Here is a 21,257-nt window from a genome sequence, read left to right as displayed (position 1 = left end):
TCGCCGTCGAAGGTGCGGTCCCGCACCTTCCCCCTCATTTGTGGGTCTCTGATCGGTCTCAGCCCGCTGCACTCAGCGGCGGGGTACCTGCCGCCAGCTGCGGCCAGCGCTTGAGTACAGCGGCGCGGATGCCTGCCGCGTCGATGCCGGCTTCGGCCAGCAGGTCCTCGCGGCTGGCGTGGTGCTGGTAGCTGTCGGGCAGGCCCAGGTGCAGGATCGGGCGCAGCACGCCTTCGGCATTGAGCAGTTCACCGACGCCGGAACCGGCACCACCGGCCACCACGTTGTCTTCGATCGTCACCAGGCCCGCGTGCTGGTCGGCCATGGCCAGCACCAGCTCGCGGTCCAGTGGCTTGATGAAGCGCATGTTGACCACGCTCAGGCCCAGTTCGCGGCCGACCTGCTCAGCAGCGGCCACGGTGCTGCCAAAGGCGAGCAGGGCGATGCGGCTGCCCTGCAGGCGCAACTCGCCCTTGCCGATCGGCAGGGTCGACAGATCGGTACCGGCCGCAACGCCGGTGCCGGTGCCACGCGGATAGCGCACGGCGGCGGGGCCCGGATGCTGCAGGCCCGTGCTGAGCATCTGCCGGCACTCGGCTTCATTGGACGGCGCCATCACCACCAGGTTCGGCACGCAGCGCAGGAAGCTCAGGTCGAGGTTGCCGGCGTGGGTTGCGCCGTCCGGGCCGACCACGCCGGCGCGATCGATCGCAAACAGCACGTCCAGGTCCTGGATCGCCACGTCATGCACCAGCTGGTCGTATGCGCGCTGCAGGAAGGTGGAATAGATCGCCACCACTGGCTTGCCGCCCTGGGTGGCCATGCCGGCGGCGAGGGTGACCGCGTGCTGCTCGGCAATCGCCACGTCGAAATAACGCTGCGGGTACTCCTTGCTGAAGCGCACCAGGCCGGAGCCTTCGCGCATCGCCGGGGTGATGCCGTACAGGCGCGGCTCGGCGGCGGCGGCATCGCACAGCCAGTCGCTGAATACGTCGGTATAGGTCGGCTTCTTGGCCCCGGCCTTGGCCACCAGGCCCTTGTCCGGATCGAACGGGCCCACGGCGTGGTAACCGATCTGGTCGCCTTCGGCCGGCTCGTAGCCCTTGCCCTTGGTGGTCATGACGTGCAGCAGCTTCGGGCCCTTGGAGGCGCGCAGCGTCTTCAGCGTGGACAGCAGGGCAGGCATGTCGTGGCCGTCGATCGGGCCGGTGTAGTGGAAGCCCATTTCCTCGAACATCGTGGAGGGCACGAACATGCCCTTCCAGTGCTCTTCCCAGCGCTTCACGAAGCGCGCCGGGTTGTTCTTCTTGTCACCCAGGATCTTCTTGCCGCCTTCGCGCAGTGCGTTGAGCGTGCGGCTGCCGGTGGCGCGTCCCAGCATCTTGGTCAGGCCACCCACCGCCTCGGAGATCGACATGTTGTTGTCGTTGAGGATCACCAGCAGGTTCGGCTCCGGCTCCATGCCGCCGGCATGCATCAGCGCTTCGAACGCCATGCCGGCGGTCATCGCGCCGTCGCCGATCACCGCCACGACCTTGCGGTCGTCGCCTTCGGACTGGCGGGCGATGGCCATGCCGAGTGCGGCCGAAATCGAGGTCGAGGAGTGGCCGACGCCGAACGTGTCGTACTCGCTTTCCTCGCGCTTCGGGAAGGGCGCGACGCCGTCCTTCTGCTTGACGGTGTGGATCTCGTCGCGGCGACCGGTGAGGATCTTGTGCGGGTAGGTCTGATGACCGACGTCCCAGACCAGCTGGTCGATCGGCGTCTGGTACAGGTAGTGCAGGGCCACGGTGAGTTCGATCACGCCCAGGCCGGCGGCAAAGTGTCCGCCGCTCTTGCCCACCGATTCAATGAGGTAGGCGCGCAGTTCGTCGGCAACCGCCCTCAATTCGGATTCGTCGAACGTGCGCAGGTCATCCGGCGTCTGGATGCGCGCGAGGCGGGGATAGCGGGCAGAGTCGATCATCATGTTCGCACTTTTTCTGAACGCCCATTTTCGCCCTCAAACGGGGGTGGGGCAAGCAAACGCCGCCATCCGTGACAGGACGGTGAGGGTTGCATTTCCGGGCGTTCAGGTGCTCAGTTTCGACCGCTTGGGCAATTGCGCCTTCAGGAAGGCCATCTGGTCGGCCAGGATGTTGCGGTTGGACAGGATCAGGTGCTCGATCCAGCTGGGCCGGTAGGGCACCGCCAGCAGGGGCATGCCGGCCTGCTGCGGGGTGCGGTCGCTCTTGCGCGAGTTGCAGTGGAAGCAGGCGGTGACCACGTTTTCCCAGCAGTCCAGGCCGCCCTTGGACAGCGGCATGACATGGTCGCGGGTGAGTGTGGGGCGGTTGAACTGCTGGCCGCAGTACATGCACAGATGGGCGTCGCGGGCGAACAGGGCCTGGTTGGTCAGGTTCGGCGTCGGGTCGATCGCGCGGGAGCGGGCGTGGCCGCGAGCGGCGATGATGGGGTGCAGGTCCATGCCGCTCTGCAGGCCGCTGAAGCGGTTGGTGCCGCCGTGGATGTGAAGGCAGGGATCGCCCAGCGTCCAGGCCACCGCCTCGCGGGCGTAGAGGCAGGCCGCATCCTGCCAGGTGATCCAGTCCAGTACGCGTCCGTGGGCATCAAGCGAGAGCAGCCGGACCGAACCGGGGCGATGCAGCGTCGTGGCGTTGGGCGATGCTTCGGCGCCCGGAGCAGAAAACGGAGCTCCGGCTTCGATCAGACCCAAGCGTGTAGTGTCTGTCTCCATCGGGAGAACAGCTTATACCTGAATGTTGACGATTTGTGTATCGCCTGTCGGCGACACGCAAATCGTCAACATTCAGGTCCGCGCATTCGGCATCCCAGCCCGCCGTAGGCGGGTTGGGATGCCCGCGCATTTCTCCTATCCCCTGCGCCGTCGGCGCGCCCCCCTTAACAAAGGGGGGCTTTTCTCCAGATGGATTTCGGTGGTTTTCATCCACGCATGGCGTGGATCCACCGTGTCGACCAAGGTCGACACCTACCAGCAGCAGAAATCTGTCGAAGGCGGGGTGGGTCCGGTTGCGGGGGCGTGAGCCGCATGGGCTCGAGGCATGCCTCGGGCGGGTTGGGCAGGACGCCCAACCCCGGCCCTGCCGTGTGCGCAGGACAGCGCACACGAGCAAGCGGCGATCGAGGCTACAAGGACGTACTTGCGCCGTCCCCCGCAATCGGACCCGCCCTGCCATCCCGCAGGAAGCCAGCTGTTGCTGTTGCTTTAGCTCCAGCCTTGGCTTCTGCGGGGGCCGGGCGGCAGCCCGGCTCAGGCGCCGAAGCGCTCGTCGTCCATGGCCATCAGCGGGGCGGCGCCGGCCTGGATCGCGGCGGCGTGGCTGAGCGTGCGCGGCAGCACGCGGGCGAAGTAGAACCGTGCGGTCTCACGCTTGCCCTGGGCGAAGGCCGCGCCGTGTGCGCTGGCATCGGCGGCGGCGACGCTGCGGGCCCACCAGTAGGCCAGCACCACGTAACCCGAATAGAACAGGTAGTCGTAGCTGGCTGCGCCCAGTTCGTCAGGGTTGGCGGCCGCGCGCTGCAGCACGTCCAGGGTCAGCTTGCCCCATTCGGCGGCCTTGGCGCGCAGCGGGCCGATGAATTCGGCGAGCGCTTCGTTGCCCTCGTGTTCCTTGGCGAAGGCCTCGATCTCGGCCAGCATCAGCTTCAGGCCGGCGCCCTGGCTCGACGCGGTCTTGCGGCCGATCAGGTCCAGCGCCTGGATGCCGGTGGTGCCTTCATACAGCGTGGTGATGCGGGCATCGCGGGCCAGCTGTTCCATGCCGTGTTCGCGGATGTAGCCGTGGCCGCCGAAGCACTGCAGGGCGTTGTAGGTGTTCTCGATGCCCCATTCGGTCTGGCAGGCCTTGGAGATCGGGGTCAGGAAGCTCACCAGGGTGTCGGCGCGCTCGCGCTCGGCGGCATCCTCGGCATGGTGGGCGACGTCGATCAGGGTGGCGGCGTGCAGGGCCAGCAGGCGGCTGCCTTCGACCAGCGACTTCACCGTCAGCAGCATGCGGCGCACGTCCGGATGGACCAGGATCGGGTCGGCCGGCTTGTCCGGGAACTTGGCGCCGCTCAGGGCGCGCGACTGCAGGCGCTCACGGCTGTACTTCAGCGCGTTCTGGTAAGCGCGCTCGGACAGGCCGATGCCCTGCAGGCCAACACCCAGGCGCGCGGTGTTCATCATGGTGAACATCGCCTGCAGGCCCTTGTGCGGCTGGCCGACGAGGTAGCCCTGCGCACCATCGAAGTTCATCACGCAGGTGACCGAACCCTTGATGCCCATCTTGTGCTCGATCGAGCCACAGCGCAGTGCGTTGCGCTCGCCGATGTTGCCGTCGCGGTCGACCTTGAACTTGGGGGTGACGAACAGCGAGATGCCCTTGGCGCCCGGAGGGGCGTCGGGCAGCTTGGCCAGCACCAGGTGCACGATGTTGCCGGTCAGATCATGCTCGCCGGCGGTGATGAAGATCTTGGTGCCGGTGATCGAGTAGCTGCCATCGGCATTCGGTTCGGCCTTGGTCTTGAGCAGGCCCAGGTCGGTGCCGCAGTGCGGTTCGGTCAGGCACATGGTGCCGGTCCAGCGGCCCTCGATCAGCGGCTTGAGGAAGGCCTCGTGCTGCCAGGCCTCGCCGTGCTGCTTCAGCGCTTCGATGGCGCCGTGCGAGAGCAGCGGGAAGTTGCCCCACGCCAGGTTGGCGGCGTTGATCATTTCGTTCAGCGGCACGCCCAGGGTGTGCGGCAGGCCCTGGCCACCCAGCTCCGGCGACGCAGTCAGGCCGGTCCAGCCGCCTTCGACGAACTGGTCGTAGGCCTGCTTGAAGCCGGGCGGAGTGGTCACTTCACCGGTGGCCTGGTCGAGCACGCAGCCGATCTCGTCGCCGACGCTGTTGAGCGGGGCCAGCACGCTGGCGCTGAAGCGGCCGGCTTCTTCCAGCACGGCATCGACCACGTCGGCGGTGGCGTCGGTGAAGCCCAGGCGGGCGAACAGGGGTTCGACCTTGAGCACGTCGTGCAGGGCGAAACGGAGGTCGGAAAGCGGGGCGGTGTAGCTGCTCATCGGTACGTCTCGATTTGATCAGGGCAGGGGAGAGCGGCGCCGGGCGCCGCGACGAAAGGCGGGTTCAGCGCAGCACGCCGGGCAGGCCGGGAGCCTGGTTGAGGGTGCTGCGGCTGCTGATGTCGAAGCTGCGCTGTTTCTTTTCCTGCGGCGTGGCCGCCACCGTTCCCTTCAGGCCATAGGCCAGGGTGCGGTTGCTGGCCAGCGCGTCGGCCACCACCAGGCGCGCGGCCGAGCTGGGCACGAGGTCGACATTGATGACGTCGGCGGAGGTGCCGCCGATGGAGATGCCGGGCTTGGCCAGCAGGGTGCCGGCTTCGTTGTCGCCGACGGTCAGCGCCAGCGAGACGTCATCGAAGGTCATCGGCATCGAGCTGAAGTTCTGCAGGCGCAGGGCCACGGTCCAGTTGCCATCGGCACGCACGGTCAGCTGCTGCAGGCTGGCCGCCGGTTCCGAAACACGCTTGACGATGCCGTTGTTGCAGGCAACAAGGGCGAGGGTGCACAGGACGATCAAGGCGGTACGGAAACGGTGGAGCATGGGCGCAAGTCCTCTGGAGGGGGTGCGTTGGCGTAAGCATACTACGGCGTATGGTTTTATGGATCGCCTGTGGCGACCCGTCGCAGAGGGTAGCGCGTGAAGATGGCGGCCGGGCGTGCGCAACGCTGGATCGGGCACGCGGGATGCGACCGATGCGGAGCGGTTCAGTCGGCGGGCGTATCGCGCAATGGTGCCATCAGCCGCAGCGGGCCGAGGTCGTAGCCCATGGCCTCGGCCTTTTCTTTCAATTGCTCGAACCGGGCGCGATCCATTTCCGGCAGCCGCGAGAGGATCCACAGGTACTTGCGGTCGGGCTCGCCAACCAGCGCCCACTGATAGTCCGGGTCCAGCGCCAGTACCCAGTAGTCAGCCCAGACCAGGGGGACCCAGCTCAGCCAATCGGGCACGAAGCGCACCTGCAGTTGCCCCGGGTGACCGGCCACCGGACGGGCGACCCCTTCGGCGACCACGCGTTCGCCCTCGCCATTGCGGCAGGCATTGGTGACACTGATGCGGCCGTCGCGGCGCAGCCCGTAGTTGGCGGTGATCTCGCCGACACACTGCTTCTGGAACGACACCGGCAGGTGCGCGATCTCATGCCATTGGCCGGCGTAGCGATCGATGTCCAGGTGGTCGACCGCGCGCACCGGCTCGGCGGCGATCACCGGCAGGGTGGCCAGCAGCAGGCAGGCGAGCAGGGCGGGGCGCAGATGCATCGGCAGACTCCAGGCAGGAGTCTGGAGCGTAGGTGCCGCCGCGCATGCCGGTGTAAATGTTTCGTCAACCGGGCGAAGACGGCCGGTGCGTTGCCCCCCACTTGCCCCGAGCGCGGGGCATGGACAAAAAAAGACCTGCATCTCTGCAGGTCTCGAAAGATGGTGGCCGAAGACGGAATCGAACCGCCGACACGGGGATTTTCAATCCCCTGCTCTACCAACTGAGCTACTCGGCCAGATTGTGTGGCAACCGCAATCAATCGCGGCTCCCGGAAAAAAAGACCTGCATTTCTGCAGGTCCTCAAAACGTGGTGGCCGAGGACGGAATCGAACCGCCGACACGGGGATTTTCAATCCCCTGCTCTACCAACTGAGCTACTCGGCCACGTGTTTCGTTGCAGCTAGGTCGCTGCCAAGGACGCGCATAATACGGAGGTCAGCCGCCTACGGCAAGCATTTTGGCAAAAAACCTTCACATTGCCGTCTGCGTGCTCCCAAGTGCTTGATCCTCCGTTGTGGGGCAGGGCGTGGCCAATCGATCATCGTCTGCGGTGGAAATCAGCGGGTTGCCGCAAGCGCCAATGCTGGAAGGGCAAGGGCTGTGCCGGACCCGCGCGGGTCCGGGCAATGGAACGCTGTTTTCGTGGCCGCCATCGGGGATCGCTGCGGCGTAGTGTCGGCACTCCTTTCCTGATGCTGGCAACAGCAGAGATCTGGCCATGTCCGATTCCTCGACCACCACCCGCATCGTGCTCGCCTCGCGTCCGCAGGGGGCGCCGAGTGCGGCCAACTTCCGTCTGGAACAGGCTGCGTTGCCGGCACCGGCTGAAGGCGAGGTGCTGCTGCGCAACCGCTACCTGTCGCTGGACCCGTACATGCGGGGACGCATGGACGAGGGCCCCTCGTATGCCGCGCCGGTGGCGGTGGGGGCGGTGATGGAAGGCCAGACCGTGGCCGAAGTGTTGCGGTCCAACGCCGAAGGCGTGGCGATGGGAGACCTGCTGCTGGCGCCGGGCGGTTGGCAGACTCACGCGGTGCTGCCGGCCACGTCACTGGGGCGCCGTCTGGATCCGGCCGGACTGCCGCTGAGCACGGCATTGGGGGTGTATGGCATGCCGGGTTTCACCGCTTATTCGAGCCTGCATGAAATCGCCCGTTTGAAGCCGGGTGAGACGCTGGTAGTGGCCGCCGCCACCGGGCCGGTCGGCGCGACGGTGGCGCAGCTGGCCAAACTGCAGGGCGCGCGCGTGGTCGCCATCGCCGGTGGTGAGACCAAGCGTGCCTATCTGCAGACGCTGGGGGTGGACGTGGCGCTGGATCATCGCGCGGCTGATTTTGCCGCGCAGCTGCGCGCAGCGGTGCCTGCCGGCATCGATGTGTACTTCGAGAATGTCGGTGGCCATGTGCTGGATGCGGTGCTGCCGCTGCTCAACGACTTCGCCCGCATTCCGGTGTGCGGCACCATCGCCACCTACAACGAGCGGGGCGTCGAGCACCCCGGCCCGGACCGGTTGCCCGCGCTGTTCAGCCAGATCCTGCGCCAGCGCCTGACCGTGCGTGGTTTCATCGTGCACGATTTCAACCACCTGTGGCCGGACTTCGAACGCGAGATGGCGCAGTGGCTGCGCGACGGCCGCATCCAGTACCGCGAGGATGTGGTTGAAGGGCTGGAGAAAGCGCCGGAGGCGTTCTTCGGGCTGTTGCAGGGGCGCAACTTCGGCAAGCTGGTGGTAAAGCTGGATTGAGCATTCGCCGGGCAGGGCCCGTCGCTGCGGTAGGGCGTGCTGACCAAGGTCGGCACCCACTTCAGGCAGTCGAGGCCTTTTCCCGGCGCAGCAGTTCGCGCTTGCGCGCCACGCCCCAGGCGTAACCGGACAGGTCGCCGTCGCGGCGCACCACGCGGTGGCAGGGCACTGCCACCGCCAGCGGGTTGCTTGCACAGGCGCGTGCGACCGCGCGGCTCGATCGCGGCGCGCCGATACGCGCGGCGATATCTGCATAGGAGGCAGTCTGCCCGCGCGGGATCTGCTGCAGCGCCTGCCATACCCGCTGCTGGAACGCGGTGCCGCGGATGTCCAGCGGCAACGTGGTGCCCCGCGTGGGATCCTCGACCAGGCCCACGACCTGGGCTACCAGTTGTTCATAGCCGCTGTCGGCGCCGACCAGTTCGGCCTGGCGGAAGCGTTGCTGCAGTGACTGCAGCAGCGTCTCGGGATCATCGCCGAGCAGGATGGCGACCACACCGGTACCGCTGCTGGCCACCAGCACGCTGCCCAACGAGCATTCGGCGATGGCGAAGTGGATGACCTCGCCGCGGCCGCCGGCGCGCCACTGCTTCGGCGTCATGCCCAGCAGCCGTGGCGCGTTCTCGTAGAAGCGCCCGCTGGAACCGAAGCCTGCATCGTGGAAGGCATCGGTGATGCGCTCCTGGTGTTCCAGGCCGGTGCGAAGGCGGTCGGCGCGAAGCGCGGCGGCGTACTGCTTGGGGGTCAGCCCGGTGGCCTGCTTGAACAGGCGATGCAGGCGCGTCGGGCTGCAGCCGGCGATGTCGGCCAGTTCCCGCAACGAGGGCTCGTCGAGGCTGGCCTGCAGATGGCGGCAGACCCGTTCGACACGGGCATCGAGGGCGGTGGTGACGGTGCTGTCCATGGGCGGATTCTGGCACGTGCCGGTGCTGCGAAAACTCCGTTTCCTGCACTCATCCGTGAGGCCCGGAAACGGAGTGTTGACGGGCCGAAGGCGCGGCATCGTGGCGGCCACTCCACAACCGGTACCACCCTCATGCGCCTGAACAACAAGATCGCCCTCATCACCGGTGCCAGCGCTGGCATTGGCCGCGCCAGCGCGCTGCGCTTCGCCGCCGAAGGGGCGAAACTGGTGCTCAACGCGCGGCGACTGCAACCGCTGCAGGCACTGGCCGAGCAGATCCGCGCCGCCGGTGGCGAAGCCGTGGTGCATGCCGCCGACGTGGCCGACCCGAGCACGGCGCAGGCGCTGGTCGATCTGGCCCAGCAGTCCTTCGGCGGCCTGGATATCGCCCTCAACAATGCCGGCATGCTCGGCCCGGGCGTGCCGGCGGCGGAGTTTCCGGTGGAGGCCTGGCGCGAGGTGATGGCCACCAATCTCGACGCCGCCTTCCATGCCGCACGCGCGCAGTTGCCGGCATTGCTGGCACGCGGCGGTGGCTCGCTGGTGTTCGTCGGCACCTTCGTCGGCCATACCGTGGGCTTCCCGGGCATGGCGGCCTATGCGTCGAGCAAGGCCGGGCTGATCGGCCTGAGCCAGGTGATCGCTGCCGAGTACGGGGCGCGCGGCGTGCGCAGCAACGTGCTGTTGCCCGGGGGCACCGATACCGAGATGGGCCGGCAGGCCGCGCCCAGCGGGGATGCGCGTGACTTCGTGCGCTCGCTGCACGCGCTCAAGCGCCTCGCCGAGCCGGAAGAGATCGCCAATGCGGCGTTGTTCCTGGCCAGCGATGAAAGCAGTTTCGTTACCGGCAGCGCGATGCGTGTTGAAGGCGGGGTGTCGATCACGCGGACCTGAGCGCGGTCAGCGGCGTGGCGAGTAGCGGATGCCGCTGCTGGCCATGAAGCCCTTCGGATCGAAACGGGCCCAGGCTTCGCCCCAGTCGAACCGGGCGTAGCCGCCGCTGAGCTTGCGACCCAGCGCCGCACCCAGCGTGCGGCGCATGAAGGCGACTTCGGCATCGATCGCGGCTTGGGTCGGCCATCCGTCTTCCAGCGCTGCACCCGGCAGGCCGACGCCCATCGCCACCATGTCGAGCTGTTGCCCGTGGAAGCACAGGCTGATGCCAGCGGGCGCACCGCCCAGGCTGAGCCGATGCAGGCTGAGCCAGACGTAGCCGGTGCCGACATCGCGCTCGCCATGCATCAGTGTGGCGAAGGCGATGCGCGCCTCATCCAGCGAGAGCGTGGGGCAGATCGGGCTTGGCAGATTGCCGAGCTGGATGCTGCCGTCGGTCGGATTGAAGTTCATGGGCACGGCGTGCGCCGCGCGCTGGGCTGGAGAGGGCATGGATGCACCCGGAATTCGTGTCGCATCGGATTCTGGGCGGGTGTGGACCGCCGCAGCAAGCCGGTTTGTACACACATTGTTGCCGCGGGACTGACCTGTGGATTACCCGCCAGCCTCTAGCGTGGAGCCCAGCGTTGGCCTGCCGCCAGCGAGGGAAATTTCAATGAACGAGCGAGACAAGGATCAGGACCCGAAGCAGGGCATCCAGGAAAGCCGCCAGGACAGGAAGCAGGACGACGTGGCCAAGCAGCGGCCGGGCCAGCGCGATCAACAGGTGCGTGATGCGCATTCGCGCAGCCCGCAGCGCAAGGAGGGTGACGAGGATCCCGCTTGAGTCGTGGGTGCTGCAAAGAAAAAACCCGCAGATCGCGGAGATCTACGGGTTCTTCTGAATAGTGGTGGAGCCAAGGAGGATCGAACTCCTGACCTCGTCATTGCGAACGACGCGCTCTCCCAGCTGAGCTATGGCCCCACGGCAGGGGTTCAGTGTAGCCAAGCAGCTGCTCCTTGCCAAGCCGATCCAGGCGTTCGTGGCGGAAGACGTCGCGCGCAAGTGCACAACTGTGCCGAAACCGCTTGTTTCACCGGGCGGGGGCGCCACGCAACGAAATCGTAACAATTTGGGGGATAATGGCGGCTTGCGCAGTTTTCCTCCTATTTACCGCCCGGCTCGCGCAGGCCGCACGGACGCCTCCTCAGAGCATTCCATGCCCTCCCATTCCGATTCCCGCCGCCTGTCGGGTATGTCGTCTTCCTTTGTTTCCTTCCGCCGCCACCCGCTGGCCCTGGCCTGTGCCGGCCTGGCCCTGGCTGCCAGCTTCGGTGCCGCCGCGCAGGACAGCGCGCCGACCCCGACCGGGCTGGACACGATCACCGTGACCGCCGAGCACCGCGAGCAGAACCTGCAGGAAGTGCCGGTCTCGGTGGGCGTGGTGCAGGGCGAGCGCATGCGCGACTTCACCGCCGGCGGCGACGACACCCTGCTGGCGCTGTCCGGCCGCGTGCCGAGCCTGTACGCGGAAACCACCACTGGCCGCATCTTCCCGCGCTTCTACATCCGCGGCCTGGGCAACATCGACTTCTACCTGGGTGCGTCGCAGCCGGTGTCGATCATCCAGGACGACGTGGTGCTGGAACATGTGGTGCTGAAGTCCAACCCGGTCTATGACGTGGACCAGGTGGAAGTGCTGCGCGGCCCGCAGGGCTCGCTGTTCGGCCGCAACACCACCGCCGGCATCATCAAGTTCGACACGCTGAAGCCGACGCAGGACTACACCGGCCGCGTCAGCGCCAGCTACGCGACCTACAACAGCGTGTCGATCGACGGTGGCTTCGGTGGCCCGATCAACGATATCGCTTCGTTCCGCGTGTCGGCGCTGTACCAGCACCGCGACGACTACGTCGACAACACCTACAAGGGGCCGAGCGCCGACGGCACGGTCAGCCCGAAGAAGAACGCCATGGGCGGCTTCGATGACCGCAACGTGCGCGCGCAGTTGCTGCTGACCCCGAGCGACCAGTTCTCGATCCTGGCCTCGGCCCACGCCCGTGACTACGAAGGCACCTCGACCCTGTTCCTGCGCGGTGCGCTGACCAAGGGCTCGAACAAGACCGACGTGCCGCGCGACCAGGTCGCCTACGACGAAGCCGACAACAACCCGCAGGCCTACAAGACCTACGGTGGCTCGGTGAAGGCACGCTACGACTTCGGTGCGATCGACTTCACCTCGATCACCGCCTACGAGACCACCTCCGGCTACAGCCGTGGCGACACAGACGGCGGCGCTGCGGTGAACTTCCCGGTCAACGGCGTGCCGAACGGCTACGGCCAGTCGATGGGCCGCATCCGTGACCTGGACCAGTGGACCCAGGAATTCCGCCTGGCCAGCCATGACGACAGCGCCCTGCAGTGGCAGGCCGGTGCGTTCTACTTCAACGGCAGCGACACCACCGACTTCTACCAGCGCGCATGGTTCCTGCAGGGTGCGGCCCGCAACCCGAACAACTGGGTGCGCCTGCGCAACAAGAACACCTCGTGGGCCGGTTTCGGCCAGATCAGCTACGCCTTCACCGACAAGTTCACCGTCACTGCCGGCCTGCGCCAGACCAAGGACGAGAAGCACACCCGCCTGCTGAAGACGGCTGACACTGCCGCTGGCGTGGTCACCTACAAGGGCCGCACCGACGTCAAGATGTCCGACACCACCCCGAGCTGGGATCTGAGCGCGATGTACCAGATCACGCCGGACGTGAGCGTCTACGCCAAGGTCGCACGCGGCTTCCGCGGCCCGACCATCCAGGGCCGTTCGGCGGTGTTCAATGCCGACTTCACCACCGCCGATTCCGAGACCATCCTGTCCTGGGAAGCGGGCGTGAAGAGCAACCTGTGGGACAACCGCCTGCGCCTGAACGCCACCGCGTTCACCTACACCGTCAACGACATCCAGCTCAACGGCAACGATTCGGACGGCAATGGCGTGCTGTTCAACGCCGACAAGGCCAAGGCCTACGGTTTCGAAGCGGACATGGAACTGCGCCCGATCCCGAACCTGACCCTGAGCGCCGGCGTCAGCCTGCTGCACAGCGAGATCAAGGACAAGCGCGTCTACGCGCAGGTCTGCGGCCTCAACGGCCAGGTGGTGTGCACCGTGAATGACCCGACCATCAAGGTCGGTGCCAACACCTTCGCCCAGATCGACGGCAACCCGCTGCCGAACGCGCCGAAGTACAACGTCAACCTGGCCGCCCGCTACGACTTCCCGGTCAGCGACGCCGGCACCATGTTCGTCTCCACCGACTGGAACAAGCAGGGTTACACCAGCTTCGTGCTGTACGACAGCAAGGAGTTCAACTCCAAGGGTGACTTCGAGGGCGGCCTGAAGATCGGCTACTCGGGCAACTACGGTGCCTACGAAGTTGCGCTCTTCGCGCGCAACATCACCAACGAGAAGAACCTCAAGGGTGTGATCGAGAACTACATGGCCGCGGTTTACAACGAGCCGCGTACTGTGGGTGTCTCGCTGAACATGAACTGGTAATGCGCTGTCGCGATGGCGGGTTGTCCCGCCACCGCACGGCTTGAACGCAGAGGGCGGCCCGGTGTGATCCGGGCCGCCCTTTTCATTGCTTCAGACCGCGGTGAGGCCGCAGTCCTGGCTGCGCTGGCCGAAGGTCAGGGCCCAGGTCGCGCTGTCCACCTGCTGGCGGTCCAGCGCCTGCTGCTTGCGTGCGCGGCTGGCGCCGAACCAGCGGCCTTCGCCATTGATCAGCGGCGCCATGCGCACCACGTCCACGTACTCCGGATCGATCTCGCTGGCGCGTTGCAGCCATGTCAGCGCCAGGAATGCATTGGCCGGCACGCCATTGCCGGCGTGGTAGATGTCGGCCAGGTAGCCGGCGGCCCACAACTTGTCGTCGTCGCCGCCGCGCCACCACAGTGGAATCAATGCGCGTTCGACCGCTTCGCGCTTGTGCCCGTCGTTCTGGCCGTCCAGTGCCAGGCAGGCCAGGTTGCGGCAGGCCGGGCCCCATACGCGCTCACCCGCTTCGGCTTGCTGCAGGCAGCGCAGGTACAGGTCGCGTGCGCGCCCTTCGTTCTCCGCGCCGCCTGCAGCGACGAGGCGCACGGCCAGGTTGTAGGTGGCGATCAGGTCGCCGCCGTCCACCGCGCGCTCCTGCCAGTACGCGGCCTTCTCTGCATCAATGAACTGCGGCTGGTCACGGCCGCCGAGGCGCCCCTTGTACAGGTCGCACAGCGCCGACATCGCGCCCGCGTCGCCCGCTTCGGCCATGCGCTGCAGCAGTGCATGGCCGGCAGCCTGCGAGACATCACAGAACAGGTTGGCCGCAAACGTGACCGCCGAAGTGTTGTCCTGTTGTGCAAGCTTCAGCGCGCGCTGCAAAAGGGCATTGGCGCGCGTCGGATCGCTGGCCTGGCCGAGCAGACCATGCTCGATGGCGGTGGCAGCCCAGAGCAGGCCGATCGCCGAATCGCCCTCGCGCGCGGCATAGTCCACCACCTGTGCGAACAAGGCTTCGGCACCGTCGACATGGGCGAACCAGGTGCAGGCCTCCAGGTTGCCGAGGCCCTCATGCAGAACCACGTCACGGTCCAGCACCCATGCCTGCTGCAGATCTTCAAGTACCGCCTGCATGTGGCGCGCATCCCACTGCACTACGTCTTCGGTGTCTTCAATGCGGCCGAGCCGGTAGCGCAGCCCGGCACGCTGGGCCAGAACCTGCGCGCGCAGGTTGCGGTCCAGGTGCCAGTCGAGGATCTGCGCATACGCGCGCTCGTGTGCGGCCACGGCATCGGCATCCTCGCGGTGCGGCAGGTCGCCCATCCAGTCCTGTTCCTTGTGCCACCGCAGCGCGTTGCTATGCGCCAGCTCCAGGCCGCGGCACCAGCCTCCCTCGATGAAATCCTCCATCGCCTCATGGCTGCCGCCCCAGCGTGGGTACAGGAAGTACAGGGTGTCTTCCAGTGTGGCCAGATCGTCCGGGCGCTGCTCCAGTACCAGGCGCATCCAGTAGCTCAGCGGTGCATCGAAATCGTCCTGGCTGCGGCCGCGCAGCAACGGCGGCAGCGTTTCAGGCAACGCCTGCAGCGGTGCGCCGAAGCGCGCCAGCAGCTGCAATGCCTGCGGCCAGGCCTGAGGGTAGCGCTCGGCCAGTGCGGCTTCATTGGACGCGGCCGGCTCCCCGGCCTGCAACGCACGCAGCCAGTCCGGTTCGCGCAGGTAGCTGGTAATGCGCTTGATGCCATCCAGCGCCAGCGCCGGGCGCGGCGACAGCGGGATCGCCTGCAGGTAGGCATGCACGGCGTGGTCGCGCGCCTGCTGTGCGGCCAGCCACTGGCTGTCTTCGACCAGTGCGGCCACGTCGGCGCTGCGCAGGGCGCCGGCCGCTTCCTCCCAGCAGGCGCCCAAGCGCAGCCAGGCGTAGTAGCTGCCGGGAGCGGCCGAGGCCCACTGCTGGGCCTGTAGCAGACGCGCTTCCAGCGTCAGGGTGGCGTCGTGCAGGTTGCGCAACCGCCAGCGGATGCCGGGTAACGCATTCTTTCCCTGCAGCCAGGCGTGCTCATGCGGAGCAAGCAACGCATCCAGTTCGGTATAACGGTGCTCCTGCAGCGCGGTACGCGCCTGCACGCGCCAGGCGAGGTCTTCTGGGGAAAGCTCGTCTTTTGCAAATCCATTTGTCATTGCTGCAGTCCAGCGAGTATGAGGCTGGACATTAGAAGCGCGGTCGTTGCCTGCGGCAAGCAGGACATGCGGCTGCCGTGGCGGTGGCATTCAGCAGGCGCCTTGCTTGAGGCAGCGATTCAATCCGGATCGGTTTCGTCAACGTGCAAGACCTCTCCGCGGACCTGATAGCCCGCTGCACGCAGATGTTCCGGCCAGGGAGGCGTCGCCATTTCCTCCAGTGCCATCGACAGCCGCGAAGCGAGATACAGGGGGGGCGCTTCCAGCCAGTCAAGATAGGCATCGCTGTGGATGAGTGCGCGCAGCGCGGTGCGGTCGTGCCATTGGGAGGTCGGCAGCAAGGAGAATCCAGTCACCCGGAACAGGCGTTCGCGTTGCGGGTCAGCCATGTGCAGCGGGAATGCGAGCAGCAGCTCAGGCTGGTAGGCAAGGGTGCGCTGGCCCTGTCTCCACGCCTCGATACCGGCGCGATCCATGCCAGGCACGGCGCCGTCCAGGGCCAGTCGGCCACCGGCTTGGAAATAGCCGTGCATCAGGGCATGCGGATGCAGCCAAGGTTCGAGCTTGTCCTGTTCGCTGGCAGCGGGGTCCTGTTCGATCAGCCGTGCCGACAACGCCAGGTAGTGGACCGAACGGGCGAGATCCAGTCCGCTGGCCAGTGCTGCGTAGGCGTTGAGCTGGCTGTTGCGATCCGTGCAGGGGTGCTGCTGCGCGTCGTCGGCGACCCGCTGTGCAAGAGCCAGGTAACGTTCTGCGCCTTCTGGATCCTTGAACAGCGCCCGGTAGCGCTGTGGCTCCCGCATCACTTCGATGGCGGCCTCACGATCGCCACGCGACAGCGCATCGCGCATGTACTCGAGTGCCTGCATTACGGGAACTCCAGAGGGGGATGGACAGGAGACCGGGTACGCCGCTGTGGCCGTGGCGGTGCCGCCGGCCAGCAGCAGCGAGCCGATCATCCATCGTGACATGCGGGAAGAGGGCCATGCGGGCATGCAGCAACGTCCTTGTCGAGCACTGGCAGGGGCCGTCCCGTGAGGCGGCCGACGTGGTTTACTGGTGCGCCGGCAGCAGCGCCTGCAATCGCGATTCCAGCTCCTGCTGGCGCCAGCCGGCCAGTGCGGCCGGCCACTGGCGGCGCTCCAGGTAGCTTTCCAGATGCTTGCGCGAGGCGAGGATGCCATCCGGCAGGCCCAGCTCGCGGCTGCGTTCGGCCACGGCATCCTGCAGCTTCTTCACCGCTTGCTTGTTGCTGTCGTTGGCGGGCAGCGCCAGCGGTGCCTCGGCCTCATCGGCCAGCGGCGTGTCCAGCGCCTGCCACACGGCGCCGGCGAGCTTGCGCGGCGCCTTCGGGAACTGCTCGAACAGCTGGCCCAGCGCGGTGGCATCGGTCGGGGGCGTGCGTGCCAGCGTGGCGGCCAGTTCGTTGTCCAGGATCCAGCTGCGCGGGCGATCGCTGCTGCGTGCCTGCGTATCGCGCCAGCGCAGCAGGCGCAGCAGGCGACGTTGCGCGGCGGCGTCGAGGAACTGTGCCGAGCGCATTGACAGGTGGGGCCAGCGGTCCTCGTCGTTGGCGACGCTGGCCAGCAGGCGCTCGCCATCTTCGTGCAGCCACTGCTGGCGGCCCAGCGCCTGCAGCTTGGCATCGATGGCGTCATGCAGCGCGAACAGATGCTCGACGTCATCGGCGGCGTACTGCAGCTGCGACTCTGACAGCGGTCGGCGCATCCAGTCCGATCGGGTCTCACCCTTCACCAGGGCGACGCCGGTGATTTCCGCCACCAGCTTCTGGTAGCCCATGCCACCGCCGATGCCGGCCAGCGAGGCGCCGATCTGGGTGTCGAACAGCGGTCGTGGCAGCACCCCGCAGGCCCACTTGAAGGCGACCAGATCTTCGCTGGCGCTGTGCATCACCTTGATGATCGATTCATCGGCCAGCCACGGCGCCAGTGCCTCGGTCATGCCCGGGATCAGTGGGTCGATCAGCAGGATGTCGTGGCCGATGGCCATCTGCACCAGTGCCAGCTGCGGCCAGAAGGTGCGTTCACGGATGAATTCGGTGTCCAGGCCGATGCGGGCCGGGCGCTGCTGGAAGTATGCATCCAGCTCAGCGGGGGTGGTGATCCAGGTTGCCACGGGTCGGGGCCTACTACTCGGGTTTGCTCAGGCAGGGGAGAATAGCCTAACGTCGGTCCGCATCCGTGCCGAAGGAGATCCTGCTTGCGTTTTCCGCTGTCGTCCGTGCTGTGCACCGCCCTGGCCGTGGCCTTGGCTGGCTGCACGCCGTCGCCCTCGGCGGCGCCGGAGCCGGGACCGGCCGCGGGCGAAGACGCGCGGCCGCAGGAAGGTTCGCCGGCGGCCGCGATGCCGGAGGCGGGGCAGGGCAGCGTGACCATTGCCGGTGAAGATGCCGCCGAAGATGTGCAGCGGTGGACGCCACCGCGGGTCGATCGGCAGGGGCGCAGCCTGGCCCAGCTGCGCCGCGCGGCCGAGAAGGCATTCAGCGAAGAGCGCCTGTACGAGGACGCCGACGCGGCGGTTCCGCTGTGGCTGGCGGTGCAGGAGGAAGACCCGGATGACCGCCAGGCCCGCAATGGCCTGCAGCGTGCACGCCAGCGCCTGCAGCAGCAGGCCGATGCCCTGCTGGCGCGGCCCTTGCAGCAGCGTGAGGCATTGGCCGAGGCCAGCCGCCAGGCGCTGGTACTGCTGACCCTGGCGCCGAAGGATGAGACGGTGCGTGCGCTGCAGGGCCGGGTGGAGCTTGCCCAGCGCGTGGTGGCCTACAACCGCGCTGGCGAGGAAGACCTGCGTTCGGGGCGGATCGGCGAGGACGGCGACGGTGCGATCGGCAACTTCCGTGAGGCGCTGGCCCTGGATGAACATAACAGCCGGGCGCGGCAGGGCCTGGCCGCGGCCGAGAGCGGCCTGATCCGGCGTGCCGAGGACGCAGCGCGCGTGCGCGATTTTGCCAGCGCCGGCACCTGGCTGGCCGAGGCCAGCAAGGTGCGCGATTCGTCACCAACCATTGCCGATGCCTTCGAACGCATCGAACAGATCCGCGCGGCCGCACTGCTGCAGCTGCGCGACGATGGCTTGCGTGACCTGGCGACGCCGCAGGGCCTGAAGCCGGCGCGCGAAAAGCTGGGCGAGGCCCTGCGCATCGCCTTGCCCGGCGATGCGGTGGTGGCCCAGTTGCGTGAACGCATCGACCTGGCCACCCACTACGGCAGTTTCCGTCCTGGGCAGGTCTTCAGCGACGCCATGCGTGATGGCGGGCGCGGCCCGCAGATGGTGGTCGTACCCCATGGCGGCTTCCAGATGGGTGCGGGTGATGCCGAGCCTGGTGCCACCGATGCCGAGCGGCCCTCGCATTACGTGCGCTTCGACCGCGGCTTTGCGATGGCGATCACCGAGGTCACCGTCGGCGATTTCGAGCGCTATGTGAAGTCGACCAATGCGCGGCCGCGAGCAACGCGGCGTGGCCACTCGGTGGTCTATGACGAGCGCAGTGGTAATTTCATCCGCCGCAGCGGGGTGGACTGGCGCTCCGATTACGACGGGTCGCGTGCACTGGGCAATTCGCCGGTGATGCATGTCAGCGTGCGTGATGCCGAAAATTACGCAGCGTGGTTGTCCGAGCAGACAGGACGCAGCTACCGGCTACCCAGCGAGGCCGAGTTTGAGTATGCGCTGCGCGCCGGCAGCAGTGGCCGCTATTCGTGGGGCGACGCCGGCACGCCGCCGCCCGGCACCGGCAACTTCACCGGCAGCAAGGATGTTTCCCCCTCGGGACGGCACTGGCACAACGCTTTCATCGGCTATGGCGATGGCTGGTGGGGACCGGCGTCGGCGGCCAGTTTCCAGGCCAATGCCTTCGGCCTGCATGACATGGCCGGCAATCTCAGTGAATGGGTGGCCGACTGCTGGCATGCCAGCTACCGGCGTGCGCCGTCCGACGGTGTGGCCTGGTTCAATCCGGGCTGCAGGTCACGGGTGATCCGGGGTGGCAACTGGGCGAACGCGCCCGAGCAGACACGTGCGGCATGGCGGCAATCCCAGGATTCGGACACCACCAACGCGCGCATCGGCTTCCGCCTGGTGCGTGGCATCTGAGCGACCCCGGCTTCACCCGCTGCACGCACCGGCGCACTAAGATTGCGCCGTGCCCGCCAGCCGGCGGGGCCTGCCGGAAGACCGCCCGATGCGCAACGATCCCTTCTCCCGCTCGCCGCAAGGCCCGCAACGGCGCGGCCTGTTCGGCAACATCCGTTGGTGGGTGCTGCTGTTGGCGGCCGGCTATGCGGTGTTCTACTGGTTCTCCAATCGTACGGTCGACCCTTACACCGGCGAGAAGGTGATGATCGACAGCAGCCTGGATGCGCGCCAGGAGACCGCGTTGGGGTTGCAGGCCTACCAGCAGATCCTGTCGCAGGAACGGCCGATGGATCCGAATGCGCCGATCGCGCGCGATGTGCGCGACATCGCGCAGCGCCTGATCGCCAAGGTCGACGTGGTGGAGACCGCGCTGGCGCAGGAGCACGGCGTGCAGCCCGCGCATTTCGCCCGGGATTTCCAGTGGGAAGTGAATGTGATCCCGTCCGACCAGGCCAATGCGTTCTGCCTGCCGGGCGGCAAGATGGCGGTCTACACCGGACTGGTGCCGGTGGCGCGCACCCGCGATGCGATGGCGGTGGTGATGGGCCATGAGATCGCCCATGCGCTGCTGCGCCATGGTGCACAGCGCATGGCCCAGCAGAAGCTGACCCAGATCGGGCAGGTAGCCGGCGCCGCCAGCGGCATGGATGCGCAGCAGCAACAGATGATGATGTCGGCGATGGGCTACGGTTACCTGCTGCCGTATGCGCGTAGCCACGAGACGCAGGCCGACGAAGTGGGCCTGATGCTGGCTGCTGCGGCGTGCTTCGATCCACGCGAGGCGGTGCCCCTGTGGCAGCGCATGGGCCAGGCCAGCGGCGGCCAGTCGCCGCCGGAGTTCGCCTCTACCCACCCGAACCCGGGTACCCGTATCCAGAACCTGCAGGCGCTGATGCCGAAGGCGCTCGAATACCGGCAGAAATTCTGCGAGCAGGCAAAGTAGGGGGTGTTCGGCAGGGCTTGCGGCCCTGCACCCGCCGAAGCCAGAGCAACAGCAACAGCAACAGCAACAGCAACAGCAACAGCAACAGCAACAGCAACAGCAACAGCAACAGCAACAGCAACAGCATGCATTCCGCGGGATGGCGGGGTGGGTCCGGTTGCGGGAGACGCCGTAAACCCCGCTCCGCGGTCCGGCCCAGCCGCTGGCGGCTGTGCGTTCGGGCGCTCGCGAAGCAGTGCTTCGCAAGCAAAGCGCCCTCACCCATGGGGGCTTGGCCGCGGCATCCATGCCGCGGACACTCCCGCAACCGGACCCACCCCGCCTTCGACAGATTCTCGCGATCTGTCGGAATTGCGCGGGGTCAGATCCGTTTCCGTAGGAAAACGGATCTGACCCCGAATTGATTCGATATCTGACAGAGATTCATCCACGCATGGCGTGGACCTGCGGTGTCGACCAAGGTCGACACCTACCAACAGCCTCTGGAATCTGTCAGAGGTGGGGCGGTGTCGGAGTGCGGGGTGTCAGCCGCATGGGCCCGAGGCATGCCTCGGGCGGGTTGGGCAGGACGCCCAACCCCGGTCGTGCCGTGTGCGCAGGACTG

At 67.1% G+C, this 21,257-nt stretch carries 16 protein-coding genes and 3 tRNA genes; 6 read left to right on the top strand and 13 right to left on the bottom strand.

What is annotated here, in order from left to right; genetic code table 11:
- Positions 1 to 58: 58 nt before the first annotated feature.
- The 7 genes from dxs to V3B30_RS08870 all read right to left on the bottom strand — a co-directional run bounded on the left by dxs (position 59) and on the right by V3B30_RS08870 (position 6,704).
- Positions 59 to 1,966: a 1-deoxy-D-xylulose-5-phosphate synthase gene (gene dxs / locus V3B30_RS08900; protein ID WP_262082814.1), complete on the bottom strand. Its 1,908-nt coding sequence runs from the start codon at positions 1,964 to 1,966 to the stop codon at positions 59 to 61.
- Between the two features lie 105 nt (positions 1,967 to 2,071).
- The gene (locus tag V3B30_RS08895; protein WP_014037907.1) at positions 2,072 to 2,737 is read right to left on the bottom strand and encodes an HNH endonuclease; all 666 of its coding nucleotides are present in this window, start codon (positions 2,735 to 2,737) and stop codon (positions 2,072 to 2,074) included.
- 534 nt (positions 2,738 to 3,271) lie between these two features.
- Positions 3,272 to 5,062: an acyl-CoA dehydrogenase C-terminal domain-containing protein gene (locus V3B30_RS08890; RefSeq protein WP_262082764.1), complete on the bottom strand. Its 1,791-nt coding sequence runs from the start codon at positions 5,060 to 5,062 to the stop codon at positions 3,272 to 3,274.
- 64 nt (positions 5,063 to 5,126) lie between these two features.
- Complete coding sequence (locus V3B30_RS08885) at positions 5,127 to 5,603, bottom strand: LEA type 2 family protein (protein ID WP_100473432.1); 477 nt, start codon at positions 5,601 to 5,603, stop codon at positions 5,127 to 5,129.
- Positions 5,604 to 5,767: 164 nt separating this feature from the next.
- A complete protein-coding gene (locus tag V3B30_RS08880; protein WP_262082763.1) occupies positions 5,768 to 6,319 on the bottom strand; it encodes a lipocalin family protein in 552 nt (183 codons plus the stop codon).
- Between the two features lie 160 nt (positions 6,320 to 6,479).
- Positions 6,480 to 6,555: transfer RNA gene (locus V3B30_RS08875), tRNA-Phe, on the bottom strand.
- A 73-nt stretch (positions 6,556 to 6,628) separates the two neighbouring features.
- Positions 6,629 to 6,704 (bottom strand) — tRNA-Phe (locus V3B30_RS08870).
- A 334-nt stretch (positions 6,705 to 7,038) separates the two neighbouring features.
- Here V3B30_RS08870 and V3B30_RS08865 point away from each other — a divergent pair.
- Positions 7,039 to 8,064: an NADP-dependent oxidoreductase gene (locus V3B30_RS08865; RefSeq protein WP_262082762.1), complete on the top strand. Its 1,026-nt coding sequence runs from the start codon at positions 7,039 to 7,041 to the stop codon at positions 8,062 to 8,064.
- 61 nt (positions 8,065 to 8,125) lie between these two features.
- Here the strand turns inward: V3B30_RS08865 and V3B30_RS08860 are convergent, their stop codons facing one another.
- Complete coding sequence (locus tag V3B30_RS08860; protein WP_100473429.1) at positions 8,126 to 8,968, bottom strand: methylated-DNA--[protein]-cysteine S-methyltransferase; 843 nt, start codon at positions 8,966 to 8,968, stop codon at positions 8,126 to 8,128.
- Between the two features lie 132 nt (positions 8,969 to 9,100).
- Here V3B30_RS08860 and V3B30_RS08855 point away from each other — a divergent pair, with 132 nt between their 5' ends.
- Positions 9,101 to 9,862 carry an SDR family oxidoreductase gene (locus tag V3B30_RS08855; protein ID WP_262082761.1) on the top strand — a complete coding sequence of 254 codons (762 nt, stop codon included), beginning with the start codon at positions 9,101 to 9,103 and terminating at the stop codon, positions 9,860 to 9,862.
- A gap of 6 nt (positions 9,863 to 9,868) precedes the next feature.
- On the opposite strand, the gene V3B30_RS08850 is transcribed toward V3B30_RS08855, so the two are convergent.
- Positions 9,869 to 10,354: a hypothetical protein gene (locus V3B30_RS08850; protein ID WP_100473427.1), complete on the bottom strand. Its 486-nt coding sequence runs from the start codon at positions 10,352 to 10,354 to the stop codon at positions 9,869 to 9,871.
- A gap of 163 nt (positions 10,355 to 10,517) precedes the next feature.
- On the opposite strand from V3B30_RS08850, the gene V3B30_RS08845 reads away from it, so the two are divergent.
- Positions 10,518 to 10,688, top strand: a complete 171-nt coding sequence (locus V3B30_RS08845; RefSeq protein WP_262082760.1) for a hypothetical protein — start codon at positions 10,518 to 10,520, stop codon at positions 10,686 to 10,688.
- A 62-nt stretch (positions 10,689 to 10,750) separates the two neighbouring features.
- Here the strand turns inward: V3B30_RS08845 and V3B30_RS08840 are convergent.
- Positions 10,751 to 10,826 (bottom strand) — tRNA-Ala (locus V3B30_RS08840).
- A gap of 235 nt (positions 10,827 to 11,061) precedes the next feature.
- On the opposite strand from V3B30_RS08840, the gene V3B30_RS08835 reads away from it, so the two are divergent.
- Positions 11,062 to 13,392 (top strand): TonB-dependent receptor, encoded by a 2,331-nt coding sequence (locus V3B30_RS08835; RefSeq protein WP_262082759.1) that lies wholly within the window; start codon positions 11,062 to 11,064, stop codon positions 13,390 to 13,392.
- A 90-nt stretch (positions 13,393 to 13,482) separates the two neighbouring features.
- On the opposite strand, the gene V3B30_RS08830 is transcribed toward V3B30_RS08835, so the two are convergent.
- From V3B30_RS08830 to rnd, 3 genes are all read right to left on the bottom strand, one after another.
- Complete coding sequence (locus V3B30_RS08830) at positions 13,483 to 15,555, bottom strand: DUF4034 domain-containing protein (RefSeq protein WP_262082758.1); 2,073 nt, start codon at positions 15,553 to 15,555, stop codon at positions 13,483 to 13,485.
- Between the two features lie 119 nt (positions 15,556 to 15,674).
- The gene (locus tag V3B30_RS08825; RefSeq protein WP_262246084.1) at positions 15,675 to 16,424 is read right to left on the bottom strand and encodes a hypothetical protein; all 750 of its coding nucleotides are present in this window, start codon (positions 16,422 to 16,424) and stop codon (positions 15,675 to 15,677) included.
- 184 nt (positions 16,425 to 16,608) lie between these two features.
- Complete coding sequence (gene rnd / locus V3B30_RS08820; RefSeq protein ID WP_262082757.1) at positions 16,609 to 17,691, bottom strand: ribonuclease D; 1,083 nt, start codon at positions 17,689 to 17,691, stop codon at positions 16,609 to 16,611.
- An 84-nt stretch (positions 17,692 to 17,775) separates the two neighbouring features.
- Here rnd and V3B30_RS08815 point away from each other — a divergent pair, with 84 nt between their 5' ends.
- Entirely contained in the window at positions 17,776 to 19,668 is a 1,893-nt protein-coding gene (locus tag V3B30_RS08815) for a formylglycine-generating enzyme family protein (protein ID WP_262082756.1), read from the top strand.
- Positions 19,669 to 19,756: 88 nt separating this feature from the next.
- Positions 19,757 to 20,653, top strand: coding sequence for a M48 family metallopeptidase (locus tag V3B30_RS08810; protein ID WP_006457452.1), 897 nt, complete (start codon positions 19,757 to 19,759; stop codon positions 20,651 to 20,653).
- The last annotated feature ends 604 nt before the right edge of the window (positions 20,654 to 21,257 follow it).

It is taken from the genome of Stenotrophomonas sp. SMYL41, from assembly GCF_036319965.1.
In the GTDB taxonomy this organism is placed as follows: Bacteria; Pseudomonadota; Gammaproteobacteria; order Xanthomonadales; family Xanthomonadaceae; genus Stenotrophomonas; species Stenotrophomonas maltophilia_R.
Note: the sequence above shows the minus strand (reverse complement) of the source record. Positions and strands in the feature narration are given on the sequence as shown.